Raw genomic sequence first — 14,674 nt, 5'->3', positions numbered from 1 at the left:
CCAGATAGCGCAAAGCCCGCATCGTTCAAACTCGAAGATAGCGGAAAAGATGATGCTGCACGTTGTTCACCATCCGGCCTATGTCTCTCCGGCAACAGCGGGCAGTTCCTTTCGCTTCGACAAATATGGGCTGGTGATGGAAGCGCTGACCATGGCCGCGGCGCCCTTTACCGTGCATGAACCCGCCCCCATGCCGCGCCAATGGATAGAGGCGGTCCATGATCCCGCCTATGTCGATCAGGTCGTGACGCTGAGCGTGCCGCCCGAAAAGGAAAGGCGCATCGGCTTTCCGGTGACGGATCGGGTGATGCGCCGCTCCATGCTCTCGCCCGGCGGCACCTGGCTGGCGGCCCGGCTGGCGCTGCGTCATGGCTATGCCGCCAACGCGGCGGGGGGCAGCCATCATGCGCTGGCTGACAGCGGCGCGGGCTATTGCGTGTTCAACGACCTTGCCATTGCGGCCAATCGATTGATCGGAGAAGGGGATGCGCGGCGGATATTGATCCTGGATCTCGACGTGCATCAGGGCGACGGCACCGCCGTGCTGACGAGCGGGCGTGGGGATATCTTCACCTTGTCGATCCACGCGGAACGCAATTTCCCTGTGCGCAAGGCGCGTTCGACGATCGACATCGGCTTGCCCGACGGAACGGGCGACGACGGCTATATGGACGCCCTGATGGAGGTGATGCCGCCCGTGCTGGACGATTTCCGGCCCGACTTGATCCTCTATCAGGCGGGGGTTGATCCCCATGCAGACGACCGTCTGGGTCGCCTTGCGCTCAGCGATGCAGGTCTGGACCGCCGCGACCGGAGCGTGATGCGCGCCGCGCGCAGCCGGGGCATAGCGCTCGCCAGCACCATGGGCGGAGGTTATGGCGCGGATCGCATGGCGATCGCCCGCCGGCACGCCGACTGCATGATCCGGCTGGCGGAAGAGGCTGCTCCGGAAGGGGATGCCGGTGCGCAATCCTGATTAGTGCACCGTTTCATCCACGACGGGGGCGAAGCCGGTTGGGCGCCTGCCTTCCATGATCTTCGCTGCCACCAGTCCTGCCGCGATCAATGCGACAAAATCGCTGAAGGCCAGATAAAGACTATATCCCCAGGGCGTATGGTTGAACACGGCTTGCCCGACATGCAGCCACAGCACGGCGGCGAGCGCGAACAATATCGTCACTCTGGCCCTTCCGCCCAGATCGCCACTGACGAAGCGCAGCATCAGCGCGATCAGCACCCCGACCACCAGCGCCAGGATCAGGCCGCCGATCAAGGCGCCGGCGTCCGTCACCGGAAAACCGCTGCTGTTGTAGAAGACCATCGCGACCGGCCCCTTGCCATAAAGCACAGTGCCTTCAGCGGTCGCCGGATCGGGGATCACATAGACGCCGGTGCCCGACGGCGTCAGCGCCTGCGCCATGGCGGCCTGTAAATTGCTGCCCGCTCCGGATTCCGCGCGATGAAAGGCGAGGGCGCTCAGCGGAGTGCCCCAGAAGATGAAGCCCACCAGATACATCGCCACGCCGCCGATCAGGCCGCCCAACAGGGTTTTGAACATATGCCCTCCTGTCCTCTCGATGGCTTGAGAGGCTGACGGACAAACGCCGATGCGGCAATATCTTTCCGGAAAAGACCCTCAATCGGCTTTGCGCGAAGCTTTTTCCGTGATGCCGGACACGCCTTCGCGCCGGTCCAACTCGTCCAGCACATCGTCCAGACTGATGTCGAGATCGGCCAGCAGCACCAGTAGGTGGAACAGCAGGTCCGCGCTTTCACCGATCGCCCCCTTCCGGTCGGAGGCCATGGCCGCGATCACCGTTTCGACGGCTTCCTCACCGACTTTCTGGGCGATCTTGCCGCGTCCCCTGGCGGTCAGCTTGGCCACATAGGATCGGCTGGGATCGGCCTGCCGCCGTTGACGGATGGTCTGTTCAAGATCGAATAGGGTCGCGCGCATGGCGCCATCAAGCGCCGCGCACGCGACCCGTCAAATGAAAACTTACTTCGGCTTGCGGCGCGCGGCGAAAACCCGCGCGCCAAGCACCGCAGCGCCAAGGCCGAACAGGGCCATCTGTTCCGGTTCCGGCACAGGAGTGAGTGCGCCGTCGGACGAAGAGCCGCCCGAGCTGCTGGAGCCGGAGCAGGGCCATAATGATTAACGATAGCCTGTAGCTATTGGTTAATGTACGGGAAACCGACGTTTTGCCGAGAAACAGGCGATCAGCCTGCCCGAACCGGCACACCTGCGGCAGCGAGCGCCTGATGCGCTTCAGCAATGCTGTGTTGACCGAAGTGAAATATCGATGCCGCCAGCACGGCACTGGCGTGGCCTTCGATCACGCCTTCGACCAAATGCTCCAGCGTCCCGACGCCGCCGCTGGCGATCACCGGGACGGATACCGCATCGGCAATGGCGCGGGTCAGCGCCAGGTCATAGCCCGCCTTGGTGCCGTCCCCGTCCATCGAGGTAACCAGCAGTTCGCCCGCGCCCAGTGTGGCGAGTCGAACCGCATGCTCCAGCGCATCGATACCCGTGGGCTTGCGCCCGCCATGGGTGAAGATTTCCCAACGATTCTCACCCACACGCCGGGCGTCGACCGAGCCGACGACGCACTGGCTGCCGAAACGGTCGGCAATATCCGCCACCACTTCCGGCCGGACGACCGCCGCGCTGTTCACCGCCACCTTGTCCGCTCCGGCGAGCAGGAGCGCCCGCGCATCCTCCGGACTGCGCACGCCGCCGCCGACCGTCACCGGCATGAAGCAGACCTCCGCGGTGCGCCGCACCACGTCCAATATCGTCCCGCGCGCCTCATGCGTCGCGGTGATGTCGAGGAAGCACAGCTCATCCGCGCCCGCCGCGTCGTAGATCTTGGCCTGCTCGACCGGATCGCCTGCATCGCGCAGGTCGACGAAGTTCACGCCCTTGACCACCCGCCCATTGGCGACGTCCAGACAGGGGATGACGCGGGTGCGGACCGTCATGGCTGTTCTCCTAGGCCGCAGCCCGCGCCACAGCCAGCGCTGCCTTCAGGTCCAGCCGACCGTCATAGAGGGCACGGCCCGTGATCACGCCTTCGATCCCTTCATCGGCATGCAGGCTGAGTATCCGGATATCCGCGATCCCCGCGACTCCGCCGCTGGCGATCACCGGAATGTCGGTCGCCCGCGCCAGATCGACGGTCGCGTCGATATTGCAGCCCTTGAGCAGCCCGTCGCGGCCCACATCGGTGAAGAGCAGGCTGGCGACGCCAGCATCCTCGAACCGGCGGGCGAGGTCGACCACCGGCATGTCCGATTTCTCGGCCCAGCCATCGGTCGCGACGAAGCCGTCGCGGGCATCGACCGCCACCACGATGCCGCCGGGAAAGTCCCGCGCCGCAGCCTTGACGAAATCCGGATCCTTGAGCGCAGCCGTGCCGATCACGATGCGCGATACACCAAGATCGAACCAGCGCTCCACCGCTTCCCGGTTGCGGATGCCGCCGCCCAGTTGCACATGGCCGGGGAAAGCCGCGACAATGGCCTCGACCGCTTCGGCATTGACCGCATGGCCCGCGAAACTGCCGTCCAGATCGACGACATGCAGATGCTGCGCGCCCGCCTCGGCAAAGAGCAGCGCCTGCGCCGCCGGATTGTCGCCATAGACGGTGGCGCGGTTCATGTCGCCCTCCGCCAGTCGGACGACCTGGCCGCCTTTTAGGTCGATGGCAGGGAAAACGATCAGGCTCATGGACGCCATTCCAGAAAGCGGGAAAGGAAGGAAAGGCCGTAGCTCTGGCTCTTTTCCGGGTGAAACTGGCAGCCGATGATCGTATCCCGCGCAACCGCGGCGACCAGCGGCCCGCCATGATCGGTCACGGCGGCGATATGATCGTCTTGCGCCACGTCGAAATGATAGCTGTGCAGGAAATAGGCCTCGCCCGCTTCCAGCAGCGGCGGATTGCCGCGCAGGGTCACGTCGTTCCAGCCCATATGCGGCACTTTGATCGCCGGATCATGAGGCTCGATCAGGCGCACGGTGCCGGGAATCCAGCCCAGTCCTTCATGCCGTCCGAATTCTTCCCCGGCGTCGGCCAGCAATTGCATGCCCACGCACACGCCCAGAAAGGGCACGCCGCGCTCTAACACCGCCTCGTTCATCGCCTCGACCATGCCGGGGATGGCGACCAGCGCATCGCGGCAGGCGCGAAAAGCGCCGACACCGGGCAGGACGATCCGATCCGCCTTCGCCACCAGTTCGGCATCGGCGGTGATGACGGCATTGTCCGCTCCCGCCTTGCGCAGAGCGTTATGCACCGAATGAAGGTTGCCCGCGCCGTAATCGATGAGGGCAAGCGCGGTCACAATATCCCCTTGGTCGACGGAATGGCGTCGGCCTTGCGCGGGTCGATCTCCACCGCCTGCCGCAGCGCGCGGGCGAGCCCCTTGAAGCAGCTTTCGACGATATGATGATTGTTGCTGCCGTAAAGATTTTCGATGTGCAGCGTGATCCCCGCAGCCTGGGCGAAGCTGTGGAAGAAATGCTCGACCATCTCCGTGTCCCATTCCCCGATGCGCTGCACGGTGAAGGGAGCCTTGAACACCAGCCAGGGGCGGCCGGAAATATCCAGCGACACGCGGGTCAGTGTCTCATCCATCGGGGAATAGACGCTGCCGTAGCGGGAAATGCCGCGCTTGTCGCCCAGCGCCTTAGCCACCGCCTCGCCAATGGCGATCGCCGTATCCTCGGTGGTGTGGTGCTGGTCTACATGCAAGTCACCGACCGTCTTCACATCCATGTCGATCAGCGAGTGGCGGGACAGTTGCTCGATCATGTGATCGAAAAAGCCAATGCCCGTCGAAACGGTATAGATGCCGGTGCCGTCGAGGTTGACGGTCACGTCGATCTGCGTTTCCGCAGTGTTGCGGTGAATGTCGGCCGTGCGCATGGCTGCGCCCTATACCGAAGTGGCCCCACGTTGCAATGTACCCCTGCAATCTATGGCGCGCTCTTGACCCGCGCCGCCGCGCCGCTAGGACATTGGCGCATGAGTGAAGACCTGCCCGATAGCCTGATTCCCTATGACGAAATCGTGCAGGAGGCACTGCGCGCTGTGGTCGGCCGTGTTCTGGGAGAAATCGAGCGTTCTGGGGGGCTTCCCGGCGCGCATCATTTCTACATCACCTTCAAGACTCAGGCGGCCGGAGTCGATATTCCCCGTCATCTGGTGGAGCGATTCCCCGACGAGATGACCGTCGTGCTGCAGAATAAATATTGGGATCTGAAGGTCAGCGATGACGCCTTTGGGGTCAGCCTGACCTTCAATCAGGTCGCCGCGCATCTGTATATTCCCTTTGCCGCGATCACGGCCTTCGTCGATCCAGCGGTGAATTTCGCCCTGCAATTCCAGGCGCAGGCCGACATCGCGCCCGAACCGCATGAAGAAGCGGAAAATGACGCCCCCCAAGTGATGACGGAAGACGGCTCCAATGTCGTCACCGTGGATTTCGGCAAGAAGAAATAAGCTCTGGAATAGGGGGGCGAGCTTCCCCAGATTGGTGGCACTCCAGCAATTTCAGGGAGTGGCTGATTTGAGCGAGACTCGTACCGAAACCGACAGCATTGGCGCCATCGAAGTGCCTGCCGACGCTTATTGGGGCGCGCAGACCCAGCGCAGCATCGAAAATTTCCCCTTCGGGTCGGACGAGCGGATGCCGATCGGCATCGTCCATGCCCTGGCGATCGTGAAGCAGGCGGCAGCGCAAGTGAATCGCGATCATGGCCTCGACTCGGGACTGGCCGATGCGGTCGAGGCTGCTGCCGCCGAAGTGATTGCGGGCCGCCATGACGACCAATTCCCCCTCGTCATTTGGCAGACCGGCAGCGGCACCCAGTCCAACATGAACGTCAATGAGGTGATTGCGGGCATCGCCAATGAAGCGCTGACCGGCAAGCGTGGCGGCAAAAACCCGGTCCATCCAAACGACCATGTGAATATGGGGCAGTCGTCCAATGACAGCTTCCCGACGGCATTGCATATTGCCGCGGCGCGGGCGGTGACCGGGCATCTGTTCCCCGCGCTGGACCGGCTGCATGCCGCGCTCGACGCCAAGGCGAAGGCGTGGGCGGGCATCGTCAAGATCGGCCGCACCCATTTGCAGGATGCGACGCCGTTGACGCTGGGGCAGGAATTTTCCGGCTATGCGCATCAACTCTACCGGAGCCGCAAGCGGATCGAACCGGCCACCATGCATGGCATGATGGCGCTGGCGCAGGGCGGCACGGCGGTCGGCACGGGCCTTAACGCGCCCAAGGATTTCGATGTCGCCGTCGCAAAGGAGATCGCAACGCTGACCGGATTGCCGTTTCGGACGGCGGACAACAAGTTCGAAGCGCTCGCCTCCAACGATCCGCTGGTGCATCTGTCCTCGACCCTGGCGACGCTGGCGGTGGCGTTGACCAAGATCGCCAATGACATCCGCCTGCTGGGCAGCGGTCCGCGTTCGGGCCTTGGCGAACTCGATCTGCCTGCCAATGAGCCGGGCAGTTCCATCATGCCGGGCAAGGTCAACCCGACGCAGTGCGAGATGCTGACGATGGTAGCCGCCCAGGTGATCGGCAACCATCAGGCGGTCACGGTCGGCGGCTTGCAGGGGCATCTGGAACTCAATGTCTTCAAGCCGCTGATCGGCGCGGCGGTGCTGCGGTCGATCCATTTGCTGAGCGTCGGCATGGACAGCTTTGCCGAACGCTGCGTCGAAGGGCTGGAGGCGAATGAGAAACGGATAGCCGAACTGGTCGACCGATCGCTGATGCTGGTGACGGCGCTGGCGCCGGAGATCGGCTATGACAATGCCGCGAAGATCGCCAAACATGCCCATGCCGAAGGGCTGACGTTGAAGGAGGCGGGCCTGGCGTTGGGACTGGTCGATGAAGCGACCTTCGATCGGCTGGTCCGGCCGGAAAATATGGTCTGATTCAGATCGACATGGCGGAACCCGACGGGCTGCGGTACATTGACGCCCCATGAAGAAAAAATCGCCCGACCAGCCGCTGATCGCCGTCCGCCCGCCGCGCAAGGACAGCTTGCTCAAAAAGGCGGCCCGTGTCGGAGCGACGGTCGTCGCGGCCCGCGTTGCGGCGGATACCGGCAAGAAGGGCGTGATCGGCCTGCTCGCGGGAATGGGCGCCAAGCGGCTCATCATGCGCTATCCGGCGGGCGCTCTGTTCGTGACGGGCGCCTATATGGTGGGCAAGATCTACGAAGCGAAGCGCGAAGCGGACCGTAAGCGCAAGGCCAAGACCCTGCCGGACAAAAGCGCGCAGCCGATATTGATCGAAGAGGCGCGCAAGGCTCGTAAAGGCTGACGCGCGGATTGTCCCTCTTGCCAAATGGCGTTCATGGCGGCACTAGCGGCCATGGCCGACAGCACCTCCATCGAGACGCCCGATTTCAAGCGCCGCGGCGTCCTGTTCGTTCTTTCCTCGCCTTCGGGCGCCGGTAAATCCACCATTGCGCGCAAGCTGCTTGCGGCCGAGCCGGACCTGGCGATGTCGGTGTCCGCGACGACGCGGCCGATGCGGCCAGGCGAAGTCGAGGGCAAGGATTATCATTTCGTCGATCTGGAGGAATTCCGGCGGATGACCGCCGATCATGAATTCCTGGAATGGGCGCATGTCTTCGGCCAGCGCTACGGCACGCCCCGCGAGCCGGTGGAGGCGATGCTGAAGTCTGGGCGCGACGTGCTGTTCGACATCGACTGGCAGGGCGCGCAGCAGCTTCACCAGATTGCGGGCGGCGATGTCGTGCGCATATTCATTCTGCCTCCCTCGATGGAGGAGTTGGAGCGCCGCCTGCGCGGCCGGGCGACGGACAGCAATGAAGTGATCGAGGGCCGCATGTCCCGCGCCGCTGGAGAGATCGCGCATTGGGACGGCTATGATTATGTCCTGTGCAATGTCGATGCGGAAGATTGTTTCCAGCGCGTCCAGACCATCCTGCATGCCGAGCGAATGAAGCGCAGCCGGCAGACGGGGCTGATTGGCTTTATCCGCAAGCTCAGCCGTTATCATCAGGACGATTGAGGGTCTGGCTGGCTGAAACCTGCTCCTGCGCAGGCAGGAGCACGGTAATTTATCCCTCAAATCCCGCCGGGTCGGCCCAGTCCGGGTGAACCCAGGCCATGGCCTTGAACAGCGTTCCCATGGCGTCGTCAGCGGTCAGCCGATGACGGGCGGCCTCCACTTCCTCTGCGCGAGCGGGCGCGGTGCGGCTCAACTGATCGGCGCGGGCGTCGATGCCGAGCTGGCGCAGAAAGGCACCCTGACCGACCGTTTGCGTCACGTGCAGCCCGGCTTGCCGCGCCATATTGCCGATCATGGTGAAATCGACATGGGTGGTTAGGTCACTCTCGCCGGGTTCGAAGAAAGGGTCAACGAACCGATGCGCTCTGACGGCCTGGAGCGTGTCGCCGGTGGCCGGGCCTTCATAGCCATAGTCGATGATGATCGCGGCGCCGCCCTGCCGCGCGATGCGATGCGCCAGTTCCAGCGCGATGGCCGATCCGGCGAGCGGCATTTCAAGGATCGTGCCTTCCGGCGCGTCGGCGGCCATGGCGGGGATGCCGGATTCGACTCGGCGGTAACCGGGCATTGGGGCGAAATGCGCGGGCTGTTCGGGATCGGGGCGTACGACCACCCGCTCGCGCCATTCCTGACCGACGCGGACAAGCTGCCGGACGGGGAGGGCATCGAAAAATTCATTGGCGACGACCAGCAGCGGCCCCTGCTCTGGCAGGCTTGAAACGGCGTCGTGGTGTGAGACATTGGGTATCAGCGCCCTTTGCCTTTCCCGCAGGCTGGGGCTGGTTTCGACGAAATGAACGCGGGGATGGAGCGATGCGCTGGCCATGGCGCGCAGCGCGTCGGAGGCAAGCGTGCCGCGGCCGGGGCCCAACTCGACATAATGCACCTCCGGACGGCTGCCCGATCGCATCCACATGTCCGCGAGGCAGAGTCCGATCAGTTCCCCGAACATCTGGCTGATTTCGGGCGCGGTGGTGAAATCGCCCGCCGCGCCCAACGGGTCGCGGGTGCCGTAATAATGCTGGTTCGCCTCCGCCATATAATGGGCGACGGAGATCGGGCCGCCCGCCGCGATCTGGCGCGACAGGCGTTCCGAAAGACCGAGTTCAACTGACACTCGCGCTGCCTGCAATGGGCTCCACACGGATACGGCGGCCCTTCGCCGTGACGATCAGGTAGAGGCCGCCCAGGATCATCGGCACGCAGAGCCACTGGCCCATATGAAGGCCGGTGCGGGCGGCGAATTCCATGAGCTGCGCGTCGGCTTCGCGGAAATATTCGATGCCGAAGCGGAAGATGCCGTAGCAGAAGAGGAAGAGGCCCACGAGCATGCCGGGCTTGTAGCGGGCGCGGGTCTTCCAGAAGGCGAAGGCCAGAATGAGGAAGAGGATGATGCCTTCGAAAAAGGCTTCGTAAAGCTGGCTGGGATGGCGGGGGAAGGGGCCGCCGGTCGGAAAGATGATCGCCCAGGCCACGTCGGTTTCCTTGCCCCACAATTCCCCGTTCACGAAATTGGCGAGGCGGCCGAAGAACAGGCCGAAGGGGACGCAGCAGGCCACGAAATCATGGATACGCAGCCAGCTCAGTTTCTCCTTGCGGGCCATGTAGAGGATGCCGAGCGACACGCCGATCGCGCCGCCATGGAAGGACATGCCGCCGTTCCACAGCTTGAAGATATCGAGCGGGTTGCGGAGGATTTCGGGCTGATAGAAGAAGACATAGGCCAGCCGCCCGCCGATGATGATGCCCAGCGTCGCATAGAAGATCATGTCGTCGGCATGGCGGCGGGCCATGGGCGATCCGGGCTGGGCGATCAGCTTCAGCAGATACCAGTAGCCGATCAGGATGCCGGCCAGATAGGCGAGGCTGTACCATTTCAGCGTGAAGAAGCCGAGGTCGAGCGCGACCGGGCTGAGGCCAAGCTGGTCGAAACGGATGGCGCCCGAAGCGGCGGCGGCAAGGTCAAGGATCAAGTTGTCGTTCCCCTTGGGAAAATCGGACCCGCCATAGAGCAGGTTGGGGGGAAGATGAAAGGGGGCGTTTGATGGGCGCCGGTCCGGCTACAGCCCCGCATAATGGGGCGGTACCGGCGGCAGGGTGAAACGGGCGACGCCGCCGCAGAGCAGCAGCAGCGCGATGGTCAGTCCCGCCCCGCGCCGCCCGCGCAAGGGCGAACGGCCCAGGATCAGCCAGCCGATCGCCGTCGCCAGCATGGGCCAGAGATGATAGCGCAGATCCGACGATATGCTGATGACCGCGAAGCTGGCCTCCTGAAACAGGGCGGAGGCGAAGAGGGCAAGCGCCAAATCCCTGGCACTATTTCCGGCGCTATCCTTGGTCCTTCCGGATGCCAGGGCAAGGCTGGTCCACAGGCCCCAAAGAGCGGCTGCGGTCCACAGGATCGGCCAGGCCAGCGGCGTTTCCGTCAGCCATGCCGCCAGACGCTGCCATGCCGCGATCAGAGGGCTTTGAGGGTTGGCGAGGCCAAGGTCATTGGGTTCGGCCCGAGCCGGCGGCGCGGCGAGCGGCCAGTGGAGGGGAACCAGCCAGCGCTCGGTCGAATTGAGATGGGCGGCGCGATGGGCAAGATAGGCGATCGGATGGCGCGCCGCCGCCACGGCGAGCTGGAGATAGAGCGGGCCGATCGGCGCTTTCTCCCAATATTTGATGGCGGATTGGCAAGCGGGGGTGGCGCTCAGCGAGTCCCAAAACAGCGGACGGACGCAATCATCTTGTCTCAGTGCCTCGATCGCTTTCGTGGAGAGACCGCCGGCTGTCCCGTCCCCTGCCCGCACGGCAATGCCCGCCAGGTCGTACATCGGCTGGGTGCGGCGGACGCCGCTGTCCTCCGCGCCGAACAGACCGTGGTTGATTGGCTGGGAGAGGAGCAGGATGGCCGGGATGGCGGCGATCATCATGACGAAGCGGGCAGCGCCGGATTGTGGCCGGGCAAGCAGCAGCATCGCCAACGGAACGGTCGAGAAGACCGCATTGGCGCGGAGCAATGTAGCGTAGATCAGGCAGAGGATGATGACGATCAGGGCCGGCGCCGGGATGGGCTGGTGGCGCAGGCGGAAATGGCCGACAAGGCCGGTAGCGAGGGCCAGCGCGCCGATCATCTGGCTGTCCTTGATCACGACGGCGAGCCATCCGCTGAGGAACGGCGTCGCGCCGACGGCGAGCAGGGCGATGGCCCTCCGGCCGCCGAGCGTCCGGGCGAGCAGACCAAGGCCGATCCAGTAACCGCTCAGTTGTAGCGCGAACATGGGCGCGGTGCCATGATGGGCGAAGGGCAGGATCGACCAGAGCCGGGCCATGACCGGCGGATGCCAGTCGTCATAGCTTCCGCTCAGAAGTTGTTGATATTGAACGACTGTGTCGTAGCTCGCAATGCCCGGCCAGAAGAGAAGCAAGGAACAGATCAGGAGAATGGCAGCGACGGTGAGTGGCCATGGCCTGGAGGTAATGGCGGCACCGGAAGAGTCGGCATTGATCTGCATGGTTCCCCCTTCAAGGCCTTGATAGCAGCCTGCAATTGCGGTCACTGTCGAGAGGGTGGAGCGGTGAGATCGGATAGGAAGCCGTCATTCCTGCGTTTGCCCTTGGCCGCCATATCCAACAAAAAAGCCGCCCGGTGAGGGACGGCTTCTCTGTTCAGTCCGAAGCTGAAACTCAGGCTTCTTCAGCCGGGGCTTCTTCGGCTTCCACGGCGATTTCGCCGGGTTCCGCGTTCGGATCATAATCTTCGGTGAAGCCGCTCTCGTCCTTTTCGAACAGGTCGGCCATCACGTCCACGCCCTGCGACTGCAGCTCGGCTTCTTCCGGCGAGCGGGCGACGTTCACCGTGATGGTGACGGCGACTTCGGGATGCAGCGCGACCTTGACGTCGAACACGCCCAGGGTCTTGATCGGGCGTTCCAGCACGACCATCGCCTTGGTGACGTTGGTGACGCCATCAGCGTGGAGGGCTTCGACGACGTCGCGAACGGCGACCGAACCGTAGAGGTGGCCGGCGTTCGACGACTGGCGGATCAGGACGATCTGCTTGCCGTTGACGCCTTCGGCAGCCTTTTCGGCGTCCGTGCGGCGGGCGGCGTTGTCGGCTTCGATCTTCGCGCGGTTGGCTTCGAAGACCTTCTTGTTGGCGTTGTTGGAGCGCAGCGCCTTCTTGTTGGGCAGCAGATAGTTACGCGCGTAACCGTCCTTCACGGTGACGACGTCACCGATGGCGCCCAGCTTCTCGATCCGTTCGAGGAGAATGATTTCCATGAGTCTTACTCCCTCACTTCACGATGTAGGGCAGCAGGCCCAGATGACGGGCGCGCTTGATGGCCTGGGCCAGCTCGCGCTGCTTCTTGGCGGAAACCGCGGTGATGCGGCTGGGGACGATCTTGCCGCGCTCGGACACGAAGCCCTGAAGCAGACGGACGTCCTTATAATCGATCTTCGGCGCATCCTTGGCGGCGAAGGGGCAGCTCTTGCGGCGGCGGAAAAACGGGCGTGCCATTGGTCAGATCTCCTTATTCGCCGGCGGCGGCTTCTTCGCGCTCACGGCGCGGGCCACGGTCGCCGCGATCTTCGCGGGGGCCACGATCGCCACGATCGCCACGGTCACCGCGGGGGCCGCGATCACCACGCTCGGAGCGTTCCTGCTTGCGCATCATGACCGACGGGCCACCTTCCAGCTCATCGACCTTGATGGTCATGTAGCGGATGATGTCTTCGTTGATCTGGGTCTGGCGCTCCAGCTCGGCCACGACGCCGGCAGGGGCATCGATGTTGAGCATGACATAGTGCGCCTTGCGGTTCTTGGCGATCTTGTACGCGAGGCTGCGCAGGCCCCAGGTTTCCACCTTGGTCACCTTGCCAGCATTTTCCTCGACGATCTTGGTGGCGGTTTCCGCCAGAGCGTCCACCTGCGCTTGTGCCAGATCCTGGCGCGCAAGGAACACATGCTCATAAAGAGCCATGGGTATTGCCTCATCTGTTGGCCGATCGCTGACGCCCACCCCATGTGGAACGCCCCTCCGGCTGTCGTCTCAAGCATTGATCCGCGCAGCCGCGAGTCACCCCGTGGCCGTGCGAAGCGGCGCCTATGACGGAAATGCGGATGAAAGGCAAGGGAGACTTGGCGTCCTGCCGCGGGATGCATAGAGGTTGATGCAAGAGACGCAAAGGGGAGAGTGGGATGGCGGTCGGGATCGCGGCCTTGTCGCTGATATTGCTAATGATTGCGGCCTATCGGGGGATGAGCGTCATCGTGATGGCGCCGCTGCTGGCGATGCTGGCGGTGTTCCTGACCGATCCTTCCGCCGTGCCTGCGGTCTTTTCGGGGCTTTTCATGGAGAAGGTGGGGAGTTTCCTGAAGCTCTATTTCCCGGTGTTTTTGCTTGGGGCGCTGTTCGGGAAGCTGATCGAGATTTCGGGCTTTTCGCGCTCGATCGTTTCGGCGGTGATCCGGCTGGTGGGCGCGCAAAGGGCGATTCCGGCGATCATGCTGGTGACGGCGCTGCTGACCTATGGCGGGGTTTCCGTCTTTGTTGCGGTGTTCGCGGTCTATCCTTTCGCCGCAGAGATGTTCCGGCAGGGGGATATTCCCAAGCGATTGGTGCCCGCGACCATCGGCCTCGGCGCGATCACCTTCACCATGGATGCGATGCCGGGGACGCCGCAGATCCAGAACATCATTCCGACCAGCTTCTTCGGTACGACGGCCTGGGCAGCGCCGGCGCTGGGGCTGATCGGATCGGCCTGCATCATGGGGATGGGGCTGGCCTATCTCGGCTGGCGGCGGCGGGCGATGAAGGCAGCGGGAGAGGGGTATGGCGCCCCGGAAACCCTGGTGAACGAGCCGGAAATGGTGGATGGGGGCGAGAAGGTTGCGCATCCCTTGATCGCATTGCTGCCGCTGTTGGTGGTGGGGCTGGGAAATCTGGCTTTGACCATCGTGATCCCGCGCCTGGTGCCGGGAGAGGAGGTCAGCGTGTCGCTGGCTGGCCTGACCGAGCCGGTGGCGGTCAAATTGGCGCAGGTGGCAGCGCTCTGGGCGGTGGAGGGGGCGTTGTTGCTGGGGATAGGGACGATCCTGCTCTTTGCCTTCCGGCCGGTGGCGCGGCGCTTTGCCGATGGGTCGCGGGCGGCTGTCGGCGGCGCCTTGCTGGCGGGGATGAATACGGCGGTGGAATATGGCTTCGGGGCGGTGATCGCTGCCCTGCCGGGCTTTTTGGTGGTCAAGGAGGCGCTGAAGGCCGTGCCCAATCCGCTGGTCAATGAGGCGATTACCGTGACATCGCTGGCAGGGATTACGGGATCGGCCTCGGGCGGGCTGTCGATCGCGCTGGCGGCGATGGCCGAGCAGTTCGCGGCGGCAGGCGATGCGGCGGGAATCCCGCGAGAGGTGCTGCATCGGGTGGCGTCCATGGCGAGCGGCGGGATGGACAGCCTGCCGCATAATGGCGCGATCATCACGTTGCTGGCGGTGACGGGGCTGACCCATAGGCAGGCCTATAAGGATATTTTCGCGCTGACCTTGATAAAGACGTTCACCGTTTTCCTGGTGATCGCAGTCTATTATCTGACGGGACTGACATAGAAAATGCCCCGGAA

General features: G+C 63.8%; 18 protein-coding genes and 1 pseudogene. 6 read left to right on the top strand and 13 right to left on the bottom strand.

Annotation, left to right across the window (positions count from 1 at the left end; translation table 11 throughout):
• Positions 1 to 52 precede the first annotated feature (52 nt).
• Complete coding sequence (locus VVT58_RS07040; RefSeq protein WP_327753729.1) at positions 53 to 976, top strand: histone deacetylase; 924 nt, start codon at positions 53 to 55, stop codon at positions 974 to 976.
• Here VVT58_RS07040 and VVT58_RS07035 read toward each other — a convergent pair whose 3' ends face one another.
• The 7 genes and pseudogenes from VVT58_RS07035 to hisB all read right to left on the bottom strand — a co-directional run bounded on the left by VVT58_RS07035 (position 977) and on the right by hisB (position 4,931).
• Positions 977 to 1,558: a hypothetical protein gene (locus VVT58_RS07035; protein WP_327753614.1), complete on the bottom strand. Its 582-nt coding sequence runs from the start codon at positions 1,556 to 1,558 to the stop codon at positions 977 to 979.
• Between the two features lie 78 nt (positions 1,559 to 1,636).
• Positions 1,637 to 1,957, bottom strand: a complete 321-nt coding sequence (locus VVT58_RS07030; protein WP_327753615.1) for a phosphoribosyl-ATP diphosphatase — start codon at positions 1,955 to 1,957, stop codon at positions 1,637 to 1,639.
• Between the two features lie 42 nt (positions 1,958 to 1,999).
• A pseudogene (locus VVT58_RS07025) lies at positions 2,000 to 2,143 on the bottom strand (PEP-CTERM sorting domain-containing protein); the annotation flags it as partial.
• A 77-nt stretch (positions 2,144 to 2,220) separates the two neighbouring features.
• Complete coding sequence (gene hisF / locus VVT58_RS07020) at positions 2,221 to 2,985, bottom strand: imidazole glycerol phosphate synthase subunit HisF (RefSeq protein WP_327753616.1); 765 nt, start codon at positions 2,983 to 2,985, stop codon at positions 2,221 to 2,223.
• 10 nt (positions 2,986 to 2,995) lie between these two features.
• Positions 2,996 to 3,733 (bottom strand): 1-(5-phosphoribosyl)-5-[(5-phosphoribosylamino)methylideneamino]imidazole-4-carboxamide isomerase, encoded by a 738-nt coding sequence (hisA, locus tag VVT58_RS07015; RefSeq protein ID WP_066556001.1) that lies wholly within the window; start codon positions 3,731 to 3,733, stop codon positions 2,996 to 2,998.
• Positions 3,730 to 4,347 carry an imidazole glycerol phosphate synthase subunit HisH gene (gene hisH / locus VVT58_RS07010; protein WP_327753617.1) on the bottom strand — a complete coding sequence of 206 codons (618 nt, stop codon included), beginning with the start codon at positions 4,345 to 4,347 and terminating at the stop codon, positions 3,730 to 3,732. The genes hisA and hisH overlap by 4 nt, the downstream gene beginning before the upstream one ends.
• On the bottom strand, positions 4,344 to 4,931 hold the full coding sequence (hisB, locus tag VVT58_RS07005; protein ID WP_066556006.1) for an imidazoleglycerol-phosphate dehydratase HisB: 588 nt from the start codon (positions 4,929 to 4,931) through the stop codon (positions 4,344 to 4,346). The genes hisH and hisB overlap by 4 nt, the downstream gene beginning before the upstream one ends.
• Positions 4,932 to 5,030: 99 nt before the next feature.
• Between hisB and VVT58_RS07000 the strand changes: the two genes are divergently transcribed.
• The 4 genes from VVT58_RS07000 (at position 5,031) to gmk (ending at position 8,068) form a co-directional block, all read left to right on the top strand.
• Positions 5,031 to 5,507 (top strand): ClpXP protease specificity-enhancing factor SspB, encoded by a 477-nt coding sequence (locus VVT58_RS07000; protein ID WP_327753619.1) that lies wholly within the window; start codon positions 5,031 to 5,033, stop codon positions 5,505 to 5,507.
• A gap of 67 nt (positions 5,508 to 5,574) precedes the next feature.
• Positions 5,575 to 6,960: a class II fumarate hydratase gene (gene fumC, locus VVT58_RS06995; RefSeq protein ID WP_327753620.1), complete on the top strand. Its 1,386-nt coding sequence runs from the start codon at positions 5,575 to 5,577 to the stop codon at positions 6,958 to 6,960.
• Positions 6,961 to 7,009: 49 nt separating this feature from the next.
• Positions 7,010 to 7,351 carry a hypothetical protein gene (locus VVT58_RS06990; RefSeq protein ID WP_327753621.1) on the top strand — a complete coding sequence of 114 codons (342 nt, stop codon included), beginning with the start codon at positions 7,010 to 7,012 and terminating at the stop codon, positions 7,349 to 7,351.
• A gap of 51 nt (positions 7,352 to 7,402) precedes the next feature.
• Positions 7,403 to 8,068: a guanylate kinase gene (gene gmk, locus VVT58_RS06985; RefSeq protein ID WP_066561562.1), complete on the top strand. Its 666-nt coding sequence runs from the start codon at positions 7,403 to 7,405 to the stop codon at positions 8,066 to 8,068.
• A gap of 49 nt (positions 8,069 to 8,117) precedes the next feature.
• On the opposite strand, the gene VVT58_RS06980 is transcribed toward gmk, so the two are convergent.
• From VVT58_RS06980 to rpsF, 6 genes are all read right to left on the bottom strand, one after another.
• Complete coding sequence (locus VVT58_RS06980) at positions 8,118 to 9,185, bottom strand: SAM-dependent methyltransferase (protein ID WP_327753622.1); 1,068 nt, start codon at positions 9,183 to 9,185, stop codon at positions 8,118 to 8,120.
• A complete protein-coding gene (gene lgt, locus VVT58_RS06975; protein WP_327753623.1) occupies positions 9,175 to 10,041 on the bottom strand; it encodes a prolipoprotein diacylglyceryl transferase in 867 nt (288 codons plus the stop codon). Before lgt ends, VVT58_RS06980 begins: the two co-directional genes overlap by 11 nt.
• 87 nt (positions 10,042 to 10,128) lie before the next feature.
• Positions 10,129 to 11,568 carry a hypothetical protein gene (locus VVT58_RS06970; protein ID WP_327753624.1) on the bottom strand — a complete coding sequence of 480 codons (1,440 nt, stop codon included), beginning with the start codon at positions 11,566 to 11,568 and terminating at the stop codon, positions 10,129 to 10,131.
• 172 nt (positions 11,569 to 11,740) lie between these two features.
• Entirely contained in the window at positions 11,741 to 12,337 is a 597-nt protein-coding gene (gene rplI / locus VVT58_RS06965) for a 50S ribosomal protein L9 (protein ID WP_066556016.1), read from the bottom strand.
• Positions 12,338 to 12,350: 13 nt separating this feature from the next.
• Positions 12,351 to 12,575 carry a 30S ribosomal protein S18 gene (gene rpsR / locus VVT58_RS06960; protein WP_004212076.1) on the bottom strand — a complete coding sequence of 75 codons (225 nt, stop codon included), beginning with the start codon at positions 12,573 to 12,575 and terminating at the stop codon, positions 12,351 to 12,353.
• 13 nt (positions 12,576 to 12,588) lie between these two features.
• Positions 12,589 to 13,038 carry a 30S ribosomal protein S6 gene (gene rpsF, locus VVT58_RS06955; protein WP_327753625.1) on the bottom strand — a complete coding sequence of 150 codons (450 nt, stop codon included), beginning with the start codon at positions 13,036 to 13,038 and terminating at the stop codon, positions 12,589 to 12,591.
• A gap of 218 nt (positions 13,039 to 13,256) precedes the next feature.
• Here rpsF and VVT58_RS06950 point away from each other — a divergent pair, with 218 nt between their 5' ends.
• Complete coding sequence (locus VVT58_RS06950; protein WP_327753626.1) at positions 13,257 to 14,660, top strand: GntP family permease; 1,404 nt, start codon at positions 13,257 to 13,259, stop codon at positions 14,658 to 14,660.
• Positions 14,661 to 14,674: the final 14 nt, after the last annotated feature.

The sequence above is a fragment of the Sphingobium sp. SJ10-10 genome, assembly GCF_036038995.2.
GTDB lineage: Bacteria > Pseudomonadota > Alphaproteobacteria > Sphingomonadales > Sphingomonadaceae > Sphingobium.
This window is presented reverse-complemented; position numbering and strand designations above follow the sequence as displayed.